The organism is Kitasatospora sp. NA04385 (assembly GCF_013364235.1).
In the GTDB taxonomy this organism is placed as follows: Bacteria; Actinomycetota; Actinomycetes; order Streptomycetales; family Streptomycetaceae; genus Kitasatospora.
Genome location: NZ_CP054919.1, coordinates 5236476 through 5249524, shown reverse-complemented (window position 1 = coordinate 5249524; position 13049 = coordinate 5236476). Strand labels below are relative to the sequence as shown.

The window sequence follows — 13049 nt, the reverse complement described above, 5'->3', positions numbered from 1 at the left end:
GCGGCCGGCCCGGGCAGGGCCTTCACCTGCCCTTCGGACTAGCGGTGCGAACTAAGGGGCGGGCCAGGTCACTTGCCGTCGGAGACGCCGAGCGCCTGGAAGTCCACCTCGCCGAAGGCGTCGGTGATGTAGACGTTGGTCAGGCGCGGGTTGCGCCAGTTCAGGGCCTTGTCGGCGACGATCGGCAGGTAGTAGGCGCCGTCGACGACCTTGTGGTTGATCTTCTTGTAGAGGTCGGCGGCCTTGGCCGGGTCGGCCTCCTGGGCGGCCTGGTCGAACCAGCCGTTGATCTCCGGGTCGTTGATCTCGGAGTAGTTGTTGTTGCCGTTCTGGGTGATGAAGCGGCCGTCGACCAGCGGCTGGAGGAAGCCGGAGCCGGTCGGGTAGTCGGCGCCCCAGCCCATCACGATCAGGCCGTAGCCCTTGGTCTTGACCACGTCGGGCGAGCCGATGACCGAGGAGATCAGCTTGCCGTCGTACTGGTCGACGGTGACGGTGATGCCGACCGCCTTGAGCGCGTTCTGCAGCGCCACCGCGGAGTTGACCTCCTTGGCCTTGTTGCCGCGGACCGCGATGGTGGTGCTGAAGCCGTCCGGCTTGCCGCAGGCGGCCAGCTCCTCCTTGGCCTTGGCCACGTTCGGCTTGCCCTTGGTCAGGCCGAACGGGTCGTAGTCGTCGGAGCCGAGGATGTTCGGGGGCAGCATCGAGCCGTACACCGAGCCGGAGACCGAGCCGCCGCGGGAGGTCTGCAGGGCGGTGGTGTCGGCCGCGTACAGCACCGCGTTGCGGCAGTGCACGTTGTCGAACGGGGCGACCGACGGCGCGATCGAGACGTACCGGATGAAGCCGTTGTACGGGTCGTCGGTGTTGGCCTTGAGCGCCTGGTCCTGGAGCACCTTGACCTGGGCGGCCTGCGACAGGCCGGTCTGGGCCCAGTCGAGGTCGATGGTGTTGGCCAGCAGGCGGGAGTCCATGTCGTCGGCGTTGGTGGTGATGGTCAGCTTGACGACGTCCGGCAGCGCCTTGCGGAACGGGTCCGAGGCCGGGTCCCAGTTCTCGTTGCGGACCAGCTCGTAGCCCTTGCCCGGCTCGACCGACTTGAACTTGTACGGGCCGGAGGAGACCGGCTTGCTGCCGTAGGTGGCGCCGGTGTCCAGCTTCTGCGGGACGGGGGCGGCGGAGCCCATGGCCAGCAGGTACGGGAAGGTCGAGTTCGGCTTGGCCAGGGTGAAGACGATGGTGGTGTCGTCCGGGGTCTGCACCGACTTGAGGCCGAGCTTGTTCGGGTCGCTGTCGGTGTAGGGGCCCTTGTAGTCCTGGCCCTGGTCCAGCTCGTTGATCAGGTAGGTCGGACCGCCCGAGACGACGTCCTGGGCGAAGATCCGCTCGATGCCGTACTTGATGTCCTTGGAGGTGATGACCGAGCCGTCCTCGAACTTCAGGCCGGGCTTCAGCTTGAAGGTGTAGGTCTTCCCGTCCGCGGAGACCTCCGGCTTGGCGGTGGCCAGGTCGGGGACCAGCTCCAGGCCTTCCTTGCCCGGCTTGCCGTCGTAGGCCAGCAGGGTGCGGGTGTAGAAGCGCTCGTAGTTCCACACCGAGGCGTAGTACGCGCGACCGGGGTCGAGCGAGTCGACGTCGGTGCTGCTCCACAGGTTGAGGGTGCCGCCCTTCTTGTCGGACGGGTTCACCACCTTCTCGGCCGCGGCGTTGAAGCCGGCCGCACCGCCCTTCGTGGCACCGGCCTTGTCGCCCCCCGAGCCGCCCTTGGACCCGCCGCAGGCCGCGGTGGTGAGGGCGAGGGCGGCCACCAGGGCGGCCGCGGCGAGCGTCCTGTTTCGCTTCATGGGTTGGAGAACCTCCAGAGTTGCGGGCTCAGTTGCCCTTGGGGTCGAGAGCGTCACGCAGGCCGTCACCGAAGAGGTTGAAGGCGAGCACGGTGATGAAGATGGCGAGACCGGGGATCACCATGTAGGTGGGATCCGCCTGGTAGATCCCGACCGCGTCCGAGAGCATCTGCCCCCAGGACGGGGTGGGCGGCCGGACGCCGGCCCCGAGGAAGCTGAGTGCCGCCTCGTTCAGGATGTTGGTGGGGATGATCAGGGTCGCGTAGACCAGGATCGGCGCCACCAGGTTGGGCAGGAGCTCGCGGAACAGGATGTGGGCGCGGCCCGCGCCGAGGCTGCGGGCGGCGTCCACGAACTCGCGTTCGCGCAGGGACATCGCCTGGCCGCGGACGATGCGCCCGATGTAGGGCCAGCCGAAGAAGCCGATGACCACCGCCAGGATGGCGACCCGGAGCCACTTGTCGGAGAGCCCGAAGGCGGCGTTCGGCATCACCGAGATCAGCGCCATGCTGAACAGCAGCTGCGGGAAGGCCAGCAGGACCTCCATGATCCGGCTGATCACCGAGTCGACCCAGCCGCCGAAGTAGCCCGCCATGACGCCCATCACGACGCCGATGCAGACCGACAGCACGGCCGCGCCGAGCGCCACCAGCAGCGAGATCTGCGCGCCGTAGAGGATCCGGGAGAACACGTCGCGGCCGAAGACCGGGTCGAGCCCGAGCAGGAAGTCGCCGCTGATGCCGCCGAACGCGCCCTTGGGCAGGCCCAGGTCGGGGTTCATCTGGTCCGGGTGCGGCTCGCCGACCGGGTGCCCGAACAGTGCGGTGAGCACCGGGGCGAAGACCGCCGCCAGCACCAGCAGGACCACGACGGCGCCGCCGGCCAGCGCGACCTTGTCGCGCTTGAGCCTGCTCCAGGCGATGCGCCCCGGCGAGCGGCCCTCGATCTGCTTGGCCGGAGCCGGAGTTGACGCAGCGTCGGGCTGCTCGCCGGCCGCCGGGCCGGAGGTGTCGATGGGTGTGGTCATGAGTCGTTCCGTCCCCCTCGCCGGCGGTGGCCGGTCTACGGAGTCGCGTGCGGTGCGGATGGTGCTGGGGCAGGTGCGGTGGTGTCGGCGTGCCGTGCTGCTGCGGGTGTGCGGGTTGCCCCGGACACCGCCGAGCCGTGGTGGGCGGGCGGTGGCGCGTACGGAGCGGTGGTGCGAAGTGCGGTGCGTGCGGTGCGAGTCGGTCTCGGTGCAGGCAGTGCGGTGGTGCTGACGACACGAGCGGGTGGAGCCGGGGACAGCAGGCTGGCCGGATGCCGCACGGAACGGTGTGCCGTGCGGTTCGGGTGCCGGCGGTGGCGCGCTCTCCTTCGGCCGAAGGCGCCGCGCTCCGCATTGCGCAGCACTCTCCGTCATGGGGAGCGCCGGGCGGAAGACCTCGATCGCGAAGGATGCCTAACTGTGATCTGTCAGCATGCAAGATCGCCCAGGTCGCATATCGCTCTTCACACAGCTGTTACGTGTCCGTCAAGAGGAACACTGACGACACCCCGCCACTGGCGGGAAAACGCCAGGTGGCACCTGGGGTTTCGCGCGTAGATCATGAGTCGGCAAAAGCTGGCAAAAAACCCCCGCCGACCGGGGGAAAGATCGGAGCGGGGGTTTTCGGACAGCGCGTCAGGGTAGGGTCAACCGCCCGGACGACCCGGCCACTGGGGCTGTCCCCAGCCCTGGGCGGGCCCGGACGGCGGTTGCGCTGCGTGACCGAAGCCGGTCGGGTGGCCCTGCGGGGCGCCGTGCCGGTCGAAGAACGGGCGGGCGTTGGCCCACATCCACATCGCCACCGGGTCGAACTCGTCGGCCATCATCACGGTGGACACCCCGGGCCCCTCGGGCGCCTGCGCGGCCGCCCGCTGCACCAGCGCCCGGGCCGCCTCGACGGACGGCGGCGAGGCGTCGTACAGGTCCAGCCCGATCGCCAGGTACGCCTCGCCCAGCACCGGCTGCACCCAGGCCCGCCGCAGCGAGCGCAGCGGCCGCACCTCGCCGGCCTGCTGCTCCAGCACGGCGAAGAACGGCGAGGCCGGGGCCGGGGGTTCGGAGATCCGCAGCGGGCCGGCCGGCAGCCGGTCCAGGCCGAGCGCGATCCGCCTCAGGTCGGCCCAGGGCACCCCGACGCCGCCGCCGGGGCGGTGCGGGTCGAGCCACAGGCCCCAGCGCGAGCGGTACAGCGCGGCGGCGATCTCCGGCCCGGAGACCACCTCGTGGGCCCGCGTCCAGCCGCTGGCCGCCAGTTGGGCCGGGGAGGTCGCGCAGGGCGCGTAGCCGTGCCCGCCGACGTCCATGTTCCCGTACTGGGCGTCCGGGCTGCCGGGGCTGCCGTGCCACAGCAGCATCCAGACCTGCCCGCCGGCCAGGGCGCGCAACAGGCCCTCGTACGCCTCCCAGCGCTCCGGTGCGACCGCTGCGAGGGCGCGCTCGACCGCCCCCGGGTCGCCGGCTGCTCCCGTCACGTCGCCGCCCCACTCTCTCGTCCGCTCGCCACCGCGCTCCGGTGTGCCGGGGCAACCCTATGGGGAGCACCCGACGGTCGTCATGCCGCCGTACCGTGCGCGGCCGGCCGGGGCCGGGCGGGCCGTCCGGCGGGGAGCCGCCGTCAGGGGCGCACGTAGAACGGCTGTACCCGCCCCAGCAGCCAGTCCACCACCGGATCGGCGACCAGGTCGAGCAGCACCAGGTGGACGCCCCAGCTCGGCGGCGCGGTTCCGAGCGCCCGGCCCAGCGCGGTGTTGACCTCGGCCGGGTCGGCGGGGGCCGCCGGGTCCAGCTGCACGCCGACGTACAGCAGGGTCGGCTCGCCCTCCACCCGGGCCAGCGCCCGACGGGCCGTCAGCACGCCCGGCAGCGCCACCAGTTCGCCGGTCGCGGCGGCCAGGAAGGCGAACGGCTCCTGGTGCGGCTCGGGCTCCTTGAGCGCCACCCGGGCACCCTCGGTCACCCCCTGCGCCTCCCACTCCTCGCCGCGCGGCCCGCGCCGCAGCTCGCCCACGCCCTCCGGCGGCACCGGGATGCCCACCGGCGCCTCCGGGTTGACCGCGATGCCGATGCCCAGCGGCAGCCCGCGGGCGAACTCCCACATCGGGGCGATCGCGAACGGGATGCCCGGGCAGTGCTGGAGGTACTGCTCCTGCGAGGAGTACACCGGCACGTACGGCGCGCCGGCCAGCTCCAGCGTCGGCAGGTCCAGCGCCTCGGCGTCCGGCGCGGTGCCGGACGGCAGCGGGATCCACACCTGGCTGCGGGCCAGCACCTCGATCACCCGGGGGGTCGCCCCCGGGTCGCCGAGCGCGGCCGTCAGCACCCGCTCCAGTTCGTTGGCCGGCCAGGCCCCGCCCTCCGGAACCCCACCCAGCGGGAACCCCATGTCGCCCCTCCACGTCAGCAGTTGCGATCAGGTTAGCGGCGCGCGGGGGCGCCCCGGTGCGCCGGTGGCCGGGCCCCTCTCCCGCGGGCGGCCCGGGCGTGCCATGATGGGCCCGCTCGAAGTCAAACTTCATACCGGCCGCTCGAACCCGCGCGGGAGAGCCGGAACGGCCCACTGGGCCGCGACCGGCGCCGAAGGAGCAAGTCCTCCCCGGAATCTCTCAGGCACCCCTACCGCCCGGGCGAGGCAGATCTGGAAAGTGGACACGGCCGCGCCGTGCGCCCACCCACGGTGCAAGCCGCCATCCTGTTGGAAGGCGGTGAAGCTCTCAGGTTCGACGACAGATGGGGAGATTCGCCCCAGCCTGCCCGTTTCCAGATCCCGGGAGTCCCGTCGTGTCCCTCCGCCTGACCGCGCTCGACGCGCTGCACCGTTCGCTCGGCGCCACCATGACCGACTTCGCGGGCTGGGACATGCCGCTGCGCTACGGCAGCGAGCGCGAGGAGCACCTCGCCGTCCGCACCCGGGCCGGCCTGTTCGACCTCTCGCACATGGGCGAGATCACCGTCTCCGGCCCGCAGGCCGGCGAGCTGCTCGACCACGCGCTGGTCGGCTTCATCTCGGCGCTGGGCGTGCTGCGCGCCCGCTACACCATGATCTGCCGCGAGGACGGCGGCATCCTGGACGACCTGATCGTCTACCGCACCGCCGAGGACGAGTACCTGGTGGTCGCCAACGCCTCCAACGCCCAGGTGGTGCTGGACGCGCTGACCGAGCGCGCGGCCGGCTTCGACGCCGTGGTCCGCGACGACCGGGACGCCTACGCGCTGCTCGCCGTCCAGGGCCCGGAGGCGGGCGGCATCCTGGCGAAGCTGACCGACGCCGACCTGCCCGGCCTCAAGTACTACGCCCTGCTGCCCGCCACCGTGGCCGACCGCGAGGTCTGGCTGGCCCGCACCGGCTACACCGGCGAGGACGGCTTCGAGGTGTTCTGCGCCCCCGCCGACGCCGAGCACCTGTGGACCGCGCTGACCGGGGCCGGCACCGCCGAGGGCCTGGTCCCGTGCGGCCTGTCCTGCCGCGACACGCTGCGCCTGGAGGCCGGCATGCCGCTGTACGGGCACGAGCTGTCCACCGACCTGACCCCGTTCGACGCGGGCCTGGGCCGGGTGGTGCGCTTCGACAAGACCACCAACGACGGCGCCTTCGTCGGCCGCAAGGCCCTGGAGGAGGCCGCCGCCGCGGCCGAATCCAACCCGCCGCGCAAGCTGGTCGGCCTGGTCTCCGAGGGCAAGCGCGTCCCGCGCGCCGAGTACTCCGTGGTGGACGCCGCGGGCGCCGTGATCGGCCGGATCACCTCCGGCGCGCCGTCCCCGACGCTGGGCCGGCCGATCGCCATCGCGTACGTGGACGCCGCGCACGCCGAGCCCGGCACCGCCGTCGCGGTGGACGTGCGCGGCAAGGCCGAGCCGGTCGAGGTCGTCGCGCTGCCGTTCTACAAGCGCGCCCGCTGACCGCCGCTCCCCCTCGGTTCCCTCCCGAACGGTCCTCCTCCGGTTCGTCCGCCCAGCGGACGGCCGCGCCCTCCCCTCCCGCGATCCTGGAGAATGACGCCATGAGCAACCCCACGCACCTGCAGTACACCAAGGAGCACGAGTGGCTGACCGCCGCCGTGGACGGGGTGTCGACGGTCGGCATCACCGCGCACGCGGCCGACGCCCTCGGCGACATCGTCTACGTCCAGCTCCCGGCGGTGGGTGACACCGTCACCGCGGGTGAGACCTGTGGCGAGCTTGAGTCCACCAAGTCGGTCAGCGACCTCTTCTCCCCCGCCACCGGCGAGGTCACCGAGGTCAACCAGGCGGTCATCGACGAGCCGGCCCTGGTCAACTCGGAGCCCTTCGAGGGCGGTTGGCTGTTCAAGGTCCGGGTCGAGGCGACCGACGAGCTGCTCGACGCCGACGGCTACACCGCCTTCACCGGCGCCTGACCGGGAGACCTTTTACTCATGACGGTTCTCAACCAGTCCCTGCACGCGCTCGACCCGGAGATCGCCGCCGCGGTCGACGCCGAGCTGCACCGCCAGCAGACCACCCTGGAAATGATCGCCTCCGAGAACTTCGCCCCGGTGGCGGTCATGGAGGCCCAGGGCTCGGTGCTCACCAACAAGTACGCCGAGGGCTACCCCGGCCGCCGCTACTACGGCGGCTGCGAGCACGTCGACGTGGTCGAGCAGATCGCCATCGACCGGATCAAGGAGCTGTTCGGCGCCGAGCACGCCAACGTGCAGCCGCACTCCGGCGCGCAGGCGAACGCCGCGGCGATGTTCGCGCTGATCCAGCCGGGCGACACCATCCTGGGCCTGAACCTGGCCCACGGCGGCCACCTGACCCACGGCATGAAGATCAACTTCTCCGGCAAGCTCTACAACGTGGTCGCCTACCACGTGGACGAGAAGTCCGGCCAGGTCGACATGGCCGAGGTCGAGCGCCTCGCCAAGGAGCACCAGCCCAAGCTGATCATCGCCGGCTGGTCCGCCTACCCCCGCCAGCTGGACTTCGCCGAGTTCCGCCGCGTCGCGGACGAGGTCGGCGCCCTGCTGATGGTCGACATGGCGCACTTCGCCGGCCTGGTCGCCGCCGGGCTGCACCCCTCCCCGGTGCCGTACGCGGACGTGGTCACCACCACCACCCACAAGACCCTGGGCGGCCCGCGCGGCGGCGTCATCCTCTCCAAGGCCGAGCACGCCAAGAAGATCAACTCCGCGGTCTTCCCCGGCCAGCAGGGCGGCCCGCTGGAGCACGTGATCGCCGCCAAGGCCGTCGCGTTCAAGGTCGCGGCCTCCGAGGAGTTCAAGGAGCGCCAGCGCCGCACCCTGGAGGGCGCGAAGATCCTCGCCGAGCGCCTGCTCCAGGAGGACGTGGCCGCCTCCGGCGCCTCCGTGCTGTCCGGCGGCACCGACGTGCACCTGGTCCTGGTCGACCTGCGCAACAGCGAGCTCAACGGCCAGGACGCCGAGGACCGCCTGCACGAGGTCGGCATCACGGTCAACCGCAACGCCGTCCCGAACGACCCCCGCCCGCCGATGGTCACCTCCGGCCTGCGCATCGGCACCCCCGCGCTGGCCACCCGCGGCTTCGGCGCGGAGGACTTCCGCGAGGTCGCCGACGTCATCGCCGAGGCGCTGAAGCCCGGCTTCGACGAGGCCAAGGCCCAGGCCCTCAAGGCCCGGGTGAGCGCCCTCGCCGACCGGCACCCGCTCTACCCGGAGCTGTAGCACCCCCGCTCGTCCGGCCGCCCGACCGGCGGCCCACCCGAGCTTTCCCGGGGCACCGCGCACACTGGAAGACGTGCGCGCGGTGCCCCGTCCCATGCCGCGCCCCGTCCACCAGACGGGACCCAGCACCACCACGAGACCGGACAAGGACGTCACCCCGTGGCCATCAGCGTCTTCGACCTCTTCTCCATCGGCATCGGCCCCTCCTCCTCGCACACCGTGGGCCCGATGCGCGCGGCCCGGATGTTCGCCCGCCGCCTGAACTCGGAGGGCCTGCTGGAGCGGGTCGCCACCGTCCGGGCCGAGCTGTACGGCTCGCTCGGCGCCACCGGCCACGGCCACGGCACCCCCAAGGCCGTCCTGCTCGGCCTGGAGAACCACTCCCCCCGCACGGTCGACGTCGACCGCGCCGACCTCGACGTCGAGCGGATCCGCACCGAGAAGCGGCTCAGCCTGCTCGGCCGCCACGAGATCCCCTTCGACCCGGACCACGACCTCGTCCTGCACCGCCGCAAGGCGCTCCCGTACCACGCCAACGGCATGGCCCTGTGGGCGTACGACGCCTCCGGCGAGACGCTGCTGGAGAAGACCTACTACTCGGTCGGCGGCGGCTTCGTGGTCGACGAGGACGCCATCGGCGCCGACCGGGTCGTCCCCGACGACACCGTGCTGCGCCACCCCTTCCGCACCGGCGAGGAACTGCTGCGGCTGACCCGGGAGACCGGCCTGTCCATCTCCGGCCTGATGCTGGAGAACGAGAAGGCCTGGCGCACCGAGGCCGAGATCCGGGCCGGCCTGCTGGAGATCTGGGCCGTCATGAAGGAGTGCGTCGCCGCCGGGATGGCCCGCGAGGGCATCCTCCCCGGCGGCCTCAAGGTCCGCCGCCGCGCCGCGAGCGCGGCCCGCGCCCTGCGCGCCGAGGGCGTCGGCCCGGCCAACGCGATGGAGTGGGTCACCCTCTACGCGATGGCCGTCAACGAGGAGAACGCCTCCGGCCGCCGGGTGGTCACCGCCCCCACCAACGGCGCCGCCGGCATCATCCCGGCCGTCCTGCACTACTACCTGAACTTCATTCCCGGCTCGGACGAGGACGGCATCGTCCGCTTCCTGCTCGCCGCGGGCGCGATCGGCATGCTCTTCAAGGAGAACGCCTCCATCTCCGGCGCCGAGGTCGGCTGCCAGGGCGAGGTCGGCTCGGCCTGCTCGATGGCCGCCGGCGGCCTCGCCGAAGTCCTCGGCGGCACCCCCGAACAGGTCGAGAACGCCGCCGAGATCGGCATCGAGCACAACCTCGGCCTCACCTGCGACCCGGTCGGCGGCCTGGTCCAGATCCCCTGCATCGAACGCAACGGCATGGCCTCCGTGAAGGCCGTCACCGCTGCCCGGATGGCCCTGCGCGGCGACGGCCGGCACCACGTCTCCCTCGACAAGGCGATCAAGACCATGAAGGAGACCGGCGCCGACATGAAGGTCAAGTACAAGGAGACCAGCCGCGGCGGCCTCGCCGTGAACGTCATCGAGTGCTGACCCGCCGACCCGCCGGGAGGCCGCGCGGGCACCCGTCGAGCACGTGCACGCGGTGCCCGAAACCGTCGGCCTCCGGGTGTGCCACTCCGTAGCACTCGGTGGCACACCCGGCTAGCCTGGTGGCATGACACTGCAACCGGAGATCACCCAGCGGGACCTGCGCAGCAGGTCACGAGAGATCATGGACGCCGTCGAGGCCGGGCAGTCGTTCACCGTCACCCGGGACGGCCATCGCATCGGCGAGTTGGTCCCGCTCAAGCGGCGCAGGCGCTTCGTCCCCCGGGCGGAGTTCGCCGCGATGTCCCGCAGCGCGCCCGGGATCTCCCTGGACACCTTCCGGGCGGACCAGGACGCGACGGCCGCCCAGGAGACGGACGATCCCTATGCCCGCTGAGCACGACCGGGGGTTGCTCGACACCAACATCATGATCCTGCGCCGCTGGGTGGACCCGGCCGAACTGCCGGGCGAGATGGCGATCAGCGCCGTTACCATGGCCGAGCTCTCCGCCGGACCGCACGAGGTCCGGCGGAACGAGGAGCAGGCCGACTACGACGAGTACGCGGAGCGGGCACGTCGGCTCGATGTGCTCCAGCGCGCCGAGAACGAGTTCGATCCCATCCCCTTCGGCACGGAGGCCGCCCGCGCCTACGGCCGGATCTGTGCCGCCGTGATCGGCGCGGGCCGGAAACCCCGGCGGCGCGTGGCCGATCTGATGATCGCCGCCGTCGCCGTCGCCGAGGGCCTTCCCCTGTTCACGACCAACCCCGACGACTTCAAGGGGTTGGAGACGCTCCTGACCGTCGTGCCGGTCACCCGTCCGGCACTCGCGGACGGCAGTTGAACGGCCACCGGTCGGCGCCGTAGCGGCCGGGCCGCACCCGGGAAACGGTACGGGGCCCCTGTCCGCGGTTGTTTCGCGGTCCGGGGCCCCTGTGCGTCCTCCGGGGGCCAAGGGGGTGCGTGCCGCCGGAGGGGAAGTGTCGGGTTGTGCTGCCCGACTTGGATGACTATCGCACGCTATGCGGGGGCGGGCAAAATTGAAAAGAAGGCGTGTGCTTCAGTTCACCTTCGGATGCCAGGCGGGCGGCGGAGGGGGCGGGTCAGCCGCCGGTGGTGGCCCGTTCGCGGATCTTCATCTCGAACCAGACGCCCTTGCCGCGCGGCAGCAGGTCGGCGCCCCAGCGGTCGGCGATCGACTCGACCAGGCGCAGGCCGTGGCCGTTGCGGTAGCCGACCTCGGGGGCCTGGATCAGGCAGGGCAGGGCGCGCGAGGAGTCGCGCACCTCGACCCGCAGCCAGCCGGGGCGGCGGGTCACCTTCAGTCCGATCATCCGACCGCCGGTGTGTCGGACGGCGTTGGCCACCAGTTCACCCGTGAGCAGCTCCACCGCCTCCCCGAGCTGGTGGAGTTTCCACGTCCGTAAGACCGAGAGCACCAGCCGCCGGGCCACCCCCGCCGACTGCGGGCGGGAGGGCAGCCGCACCTCCTCCGCGGCGTCGGGGTCGCCGAGCACGCCGAAGAAGAGGTGCTCCATCTCCTCCGGCGTCAGCCGCTCCAGGTCGGCCAGCACCACGCCGGCGCCGACCACCGACGGGTCGTCACCTCGGGTGCCGGCCACTGGAAATGATGACCGCTCTGCTTCGCCCCATGCCGCCATGCGCCCCATCATTGCGGAACGCGAGCAGGTGCGTACGGACAATGAGCAAACGATCACTATTCGTTTGGCATATGCCGACCGCAACCGAACGGACGACCGAGGGTTACCACTGCGCCCAGGGGACGTTCCAACCGCTCAGGCCGTTGGTCGGGTCGACCGTCTTGCCCTTGGAGTTGACCACCTTGAACACGTCCCCGACCAGGCTGGAGTCGTAGAGCTTGCCCGCCGGGGCGCTCGGGCTGCCGGCCTTGGTGTCGGTCACGCCGATGCAGCCGTGGCTGCCGTTGGAGTGGCCGATCACGCCCGCGCTCCACGAGTTGCCGTGCACGTAGGTGCCGGAGTCCGTCAACCTCATGGCGTGCGGAACCACCAGGTCGTACTCGTCGCCGGAGCCCTCCTTGGTGACGCCGGCCGAGGTCATCCGGGTGGTGCCCTCCTTGGCCTCCACCACCATGACGCCGTTCCAGGTGTCGTAGCCGGGCTTGCCGGCGGTGAACTCGACGGTGTCGACCTGCTGGCCGTCCCGGACGACCGCCATCTTGTGGGTGTTGACGTCGACGGTGGAGATCTGCGAGCGGCCGATGGTGAACGGCTCGTCCTTGTCCACGTCGCCGTAGACGCCGGGCGCGGTCTCCACGTTCTTCAGCTTGTAGTGGATGGTGACCTTGGTGCCGGGGTTCCAGTAGTTCTCCGGGCGGAAGTCCAACCGGTTGTTGCCGAACCAGTGGCCCTTGACCGTGGTGCCGTCGGAGGTCTCGAAGGTGATGCCGCCGAGCACCGCGTCCTTGTTCTTCACCGCCCGGTCGAAGCGCACCGAGACGATCATGCCGACGCCGTACTCCCCGTTGTCGGCGATGTTGTCGCTGGTGCCGGCGTCCTTGTCGGGGGTGAGCGTGGTGAAGGTGGAGCGCGCGTTGGCGACCACGCCCTTGGCGTCCTCGGCCAGCGCGTCGACGGTGTAGGCGGTGCCGACGGCCAGACCGGCCTTGGGCGCCCAGCCGGTGCCGTCGGGGGTCAGGTCGCCCGGCACCTCGACGCCGTCCGGGCCGGTGACCTTGACCGAGGTGAGCTTGCCGTTGCCCGCCGTCACCTTGACCGCGCCGGTGGGCTTGACCCCGGTGGAGCCGCTGGCGGGCTCGATGGCTATGGTCGCGGCCGAGACGGCGGGCGAGGCATCGCCGGAACCCGCACTGGCACCGGCGCTGGCCGAGCCCTTGGGGCTGTCCGCCTTCGCCGAGTCCGTGCTGCACCCGGCCGTGGTCATCAGCACCAGGGCGCCCGCGAGCGCCCCCACCACCGCGTAACCCCCGCGCTTGACCATCACGTTCGCTC

Annotated in this window: 12 protein-coding genes and 1 riboswitch; of the genes, 6 read left to right on the top strand and 6 right to left on the bottom strand. The window is 71.6% G+C overall.

Going from position 1 to position 13049, the window contains the following annotated elements; translation table 11 throughout:
- Nucleotides 1–68: 68 nt before the first annotated feature.
- From HUT16_RS23465 to HUT16_RS23450, 4 genes are all read right to left on the bottom strand, one after another.
- Nucleotides 69–1844 carry an ABC transporter substrate-binding protein gene (locus tag HUT16_RS23465; protein ID WP_176190059.1) on the bottom strand — a complete coding sequence of 592 codons (1776 nt, stop codon included), beginning with the start codon at nt 1842–1844 and terminating at the stop codon, nt 69–71.
- A gap of 28 nt (nt 1845–1872) precedes the next feature.
- On the bottom strand, nt 1873–2871 hold the full coding sequence (locus tag HUT16_RS23460; RefSeq protein ID WP_176190058.1) for an ABC transporter permease: 999 nt from the start codon (nt 2869–2871) through the stop codon (nt 1873–1875).
- A gap of 647 nt (nt 2872–3518) precedes the next feature.
- Nucleotides 3519–4343 carry an enhanced serine sensitivity protein SseB C-terminal domain-containing protein gene (locus HUT16_RS23455; RefSeq protein ID WP_176190057.1) on the bottom strand — a complete coding sequence of 275 codons (825 nt, stop codon included), beginning with the start codon at nt 4341–4343 and terminating at the stop codon, nt 3519–3521.
- Nucleotides 4344–4486: 143 nt separating this feature from the next.
- Nucleotides 4487–5254 carry an enhanced serine sensitivity protein SseB gene (locus HUT16_RS23450; protein WP_176190056.1) on the bottom strand — a complete coding sequence of 256 codons (768 nt, stop codon included), beginning with the start codon at nt 5252–5254 and terminating at the stop codon, nt 4487–4489.
- A 143-nt stretch (nt 5255–5397) separates the two neighbouring features.
- A riboswitch (glycine riboswitch) is annotated at nt 5398–5500 on the top strand.
- A 149-nt stretch (nt 5501–5649) separates the two neighbouring features.
- Between HUT16_RS23450 and gcvT the strand changes: the two genes are divergently transcribed.
- The 6 genes from gcvT to HUT16_RS23420 all read left to right on the top strand — a co-directional run bounded on the left by gcvT (nt 5650) and on the right by HUT16_RS23420 (nt 10900).
- Entirely contained in the window at nt 5650–6768 is a 1119-nt protein-coding gene (gcvT, locus tag HUT16_RS23445; protein WP_176190055.1) for a glycine cleavage system aminomethyltransferase GcvT, read from the top strand.
- A gap of 101 nt (nt 6769–6869) precedes the next feature.
- Nucleotides 6870–7244 carry a glycine cleavage system protein GcvH gene (gene gcvH, locus HUT16_RS23440; RefSeq protein ID WP_030919412.1) on the top strand — a complete coding sequence of 125 codons (375 nt, stop codon included), beginning with the start codon at nt 6870–6872 and terminating at the stop codon, nt 7242–7244.
- 18 nt (nt 7245–7262) lie between these two features.
- Nucleotides 7263–8531, top strand: coding sequence for a serine hydroxymethyltransferase (gene glyA / locus HUT16_RS23435; protein WP_176190054.1), 1269 nt, complete (start codon nt 7263–7265; stop codon nt 8529–8531).
- 159 nt (nt 8532–8690) lie between these two features.
- Nucleotides 8691–10058 carry an L-serine ammonia-lyase gene (locus tag HUT16_RS23430; protein ID WP_176190053.1) on the top strand — a complete coding sequence of 456 codons (1368 nt, stop codon included), beginning with the start codon at nt 8691–8693 and terminating at the stop codon, nt 10056–10058.
- A 124-nt stretch (nt 10059–10182) separates the two neighbouring features.
- A complete protein-coding gene (locus HUT16_RS23425; protein ID WP_176190052.1) occupies nt 10183–10452 on the top strand; it encodes a type II toxin-antitoxin system Phd/YefM family antitoxin in 270 nt (89 codons plus the stop codon).
- On the top strand, nt 10442–10900 hold the full coding sequence (locus tag HUT16_RS23420; protein ID WP_176190051.1) for a type II toxin-antitoxin system VapC family toxin: 459 nt from the start codon (nt 10442–10444) through the stop codon (nt 10898–10900). The genes HUT16_RS23425 and HUT16_RS23420 overlap by 11 nt, the downstream gene beginning before the upstream one ends.
- Before the next feature lie 259 nt (nt 10901–11159).
- On the opposite strand, the gene HUT16_RS23415 is transcribed toward HUT16_RS23420, so the two are convergent.
- Both HUT16_RS23415 and HUT16_RS23410 read right to left on the bottom strand, forming a co-directional pair.
- A complete protein-coding gene (locus tag HUT16_RS23415) occupies nt 11160–11678 on the bottom strand; it encodes an ATP-binding protein (RefSeq protein WP_368662708.1) in 519 nt (172 codons plus the stop codon).
- Between the two features lie 142 nt (nt 11679–11820).
- A complete protein-coding gene (locus HUT16_RS23410; protein WP_254897958.1) occupies nt 11821–13038 on the bottom strand; it encodes an Ig-like domain-containing protein in 1218 nt (405 codons plus the stop codon).
- Nucleotides 13039–13049: the final 11 nt, after the last annotated feature.

Coding starts and splice junctions, on each gene's coding strand:
- HUT16_RS23450 (WP_176190056.1), bottom strand. CDS start 5,254: ATGGGGTTCCCGCTGGGTGGGGTTCCGGAGGGCGGGGCCTGGCCGGCC.
- glyA (WP_176190054.1), top strand. CDS start 7,263: ATGACGGTTCTCAACCAGTCCCTGCACGCGCTCGACCCGGAGATCGCC.
- HUT16_RS23460 (WP_176190058.1), bottom strand. CDS start 2,871: ATGACCACACCCATCGACACCTCCGGCCCGGCGGCCGGCGAGCAGCCC.
- HUT16_RS23420 (WP_176190051.1), top strand. CDS start 10,442: ATGCCCGCTGAGCACGACCGGGGGTTGCTCGACACCAACATCATGATC.
- HUT16_RS23465 (WP_176190059.1), bottom strand. CDS start 1,844: ATGAAGCGAAACAGGACGCTCGCCGCGGCCGCCCTGGTGGCCGCCCTC.
- HUT16_RS23425 (WP_176190052.1), top strand. CDS start 10,183: ATGACACTGCAACCGGAGATCACCCAGCGGGACCTGCGCAGCAGGTCA.
- HUT16_RS23410 (WP_254897958.1), bottom strand. CDS start 13,038: ATGGTCAAGCGCGGGGGTTACGCGGTGGTGGGGGCGCTCGCGGGCGCC.
- gcvH (WP_030919412.1), top strand. CDS start 6,870: ATGAGCAACCCCACGCACCTGCAGTACACCAAGGAGCACGAGTGGCTG.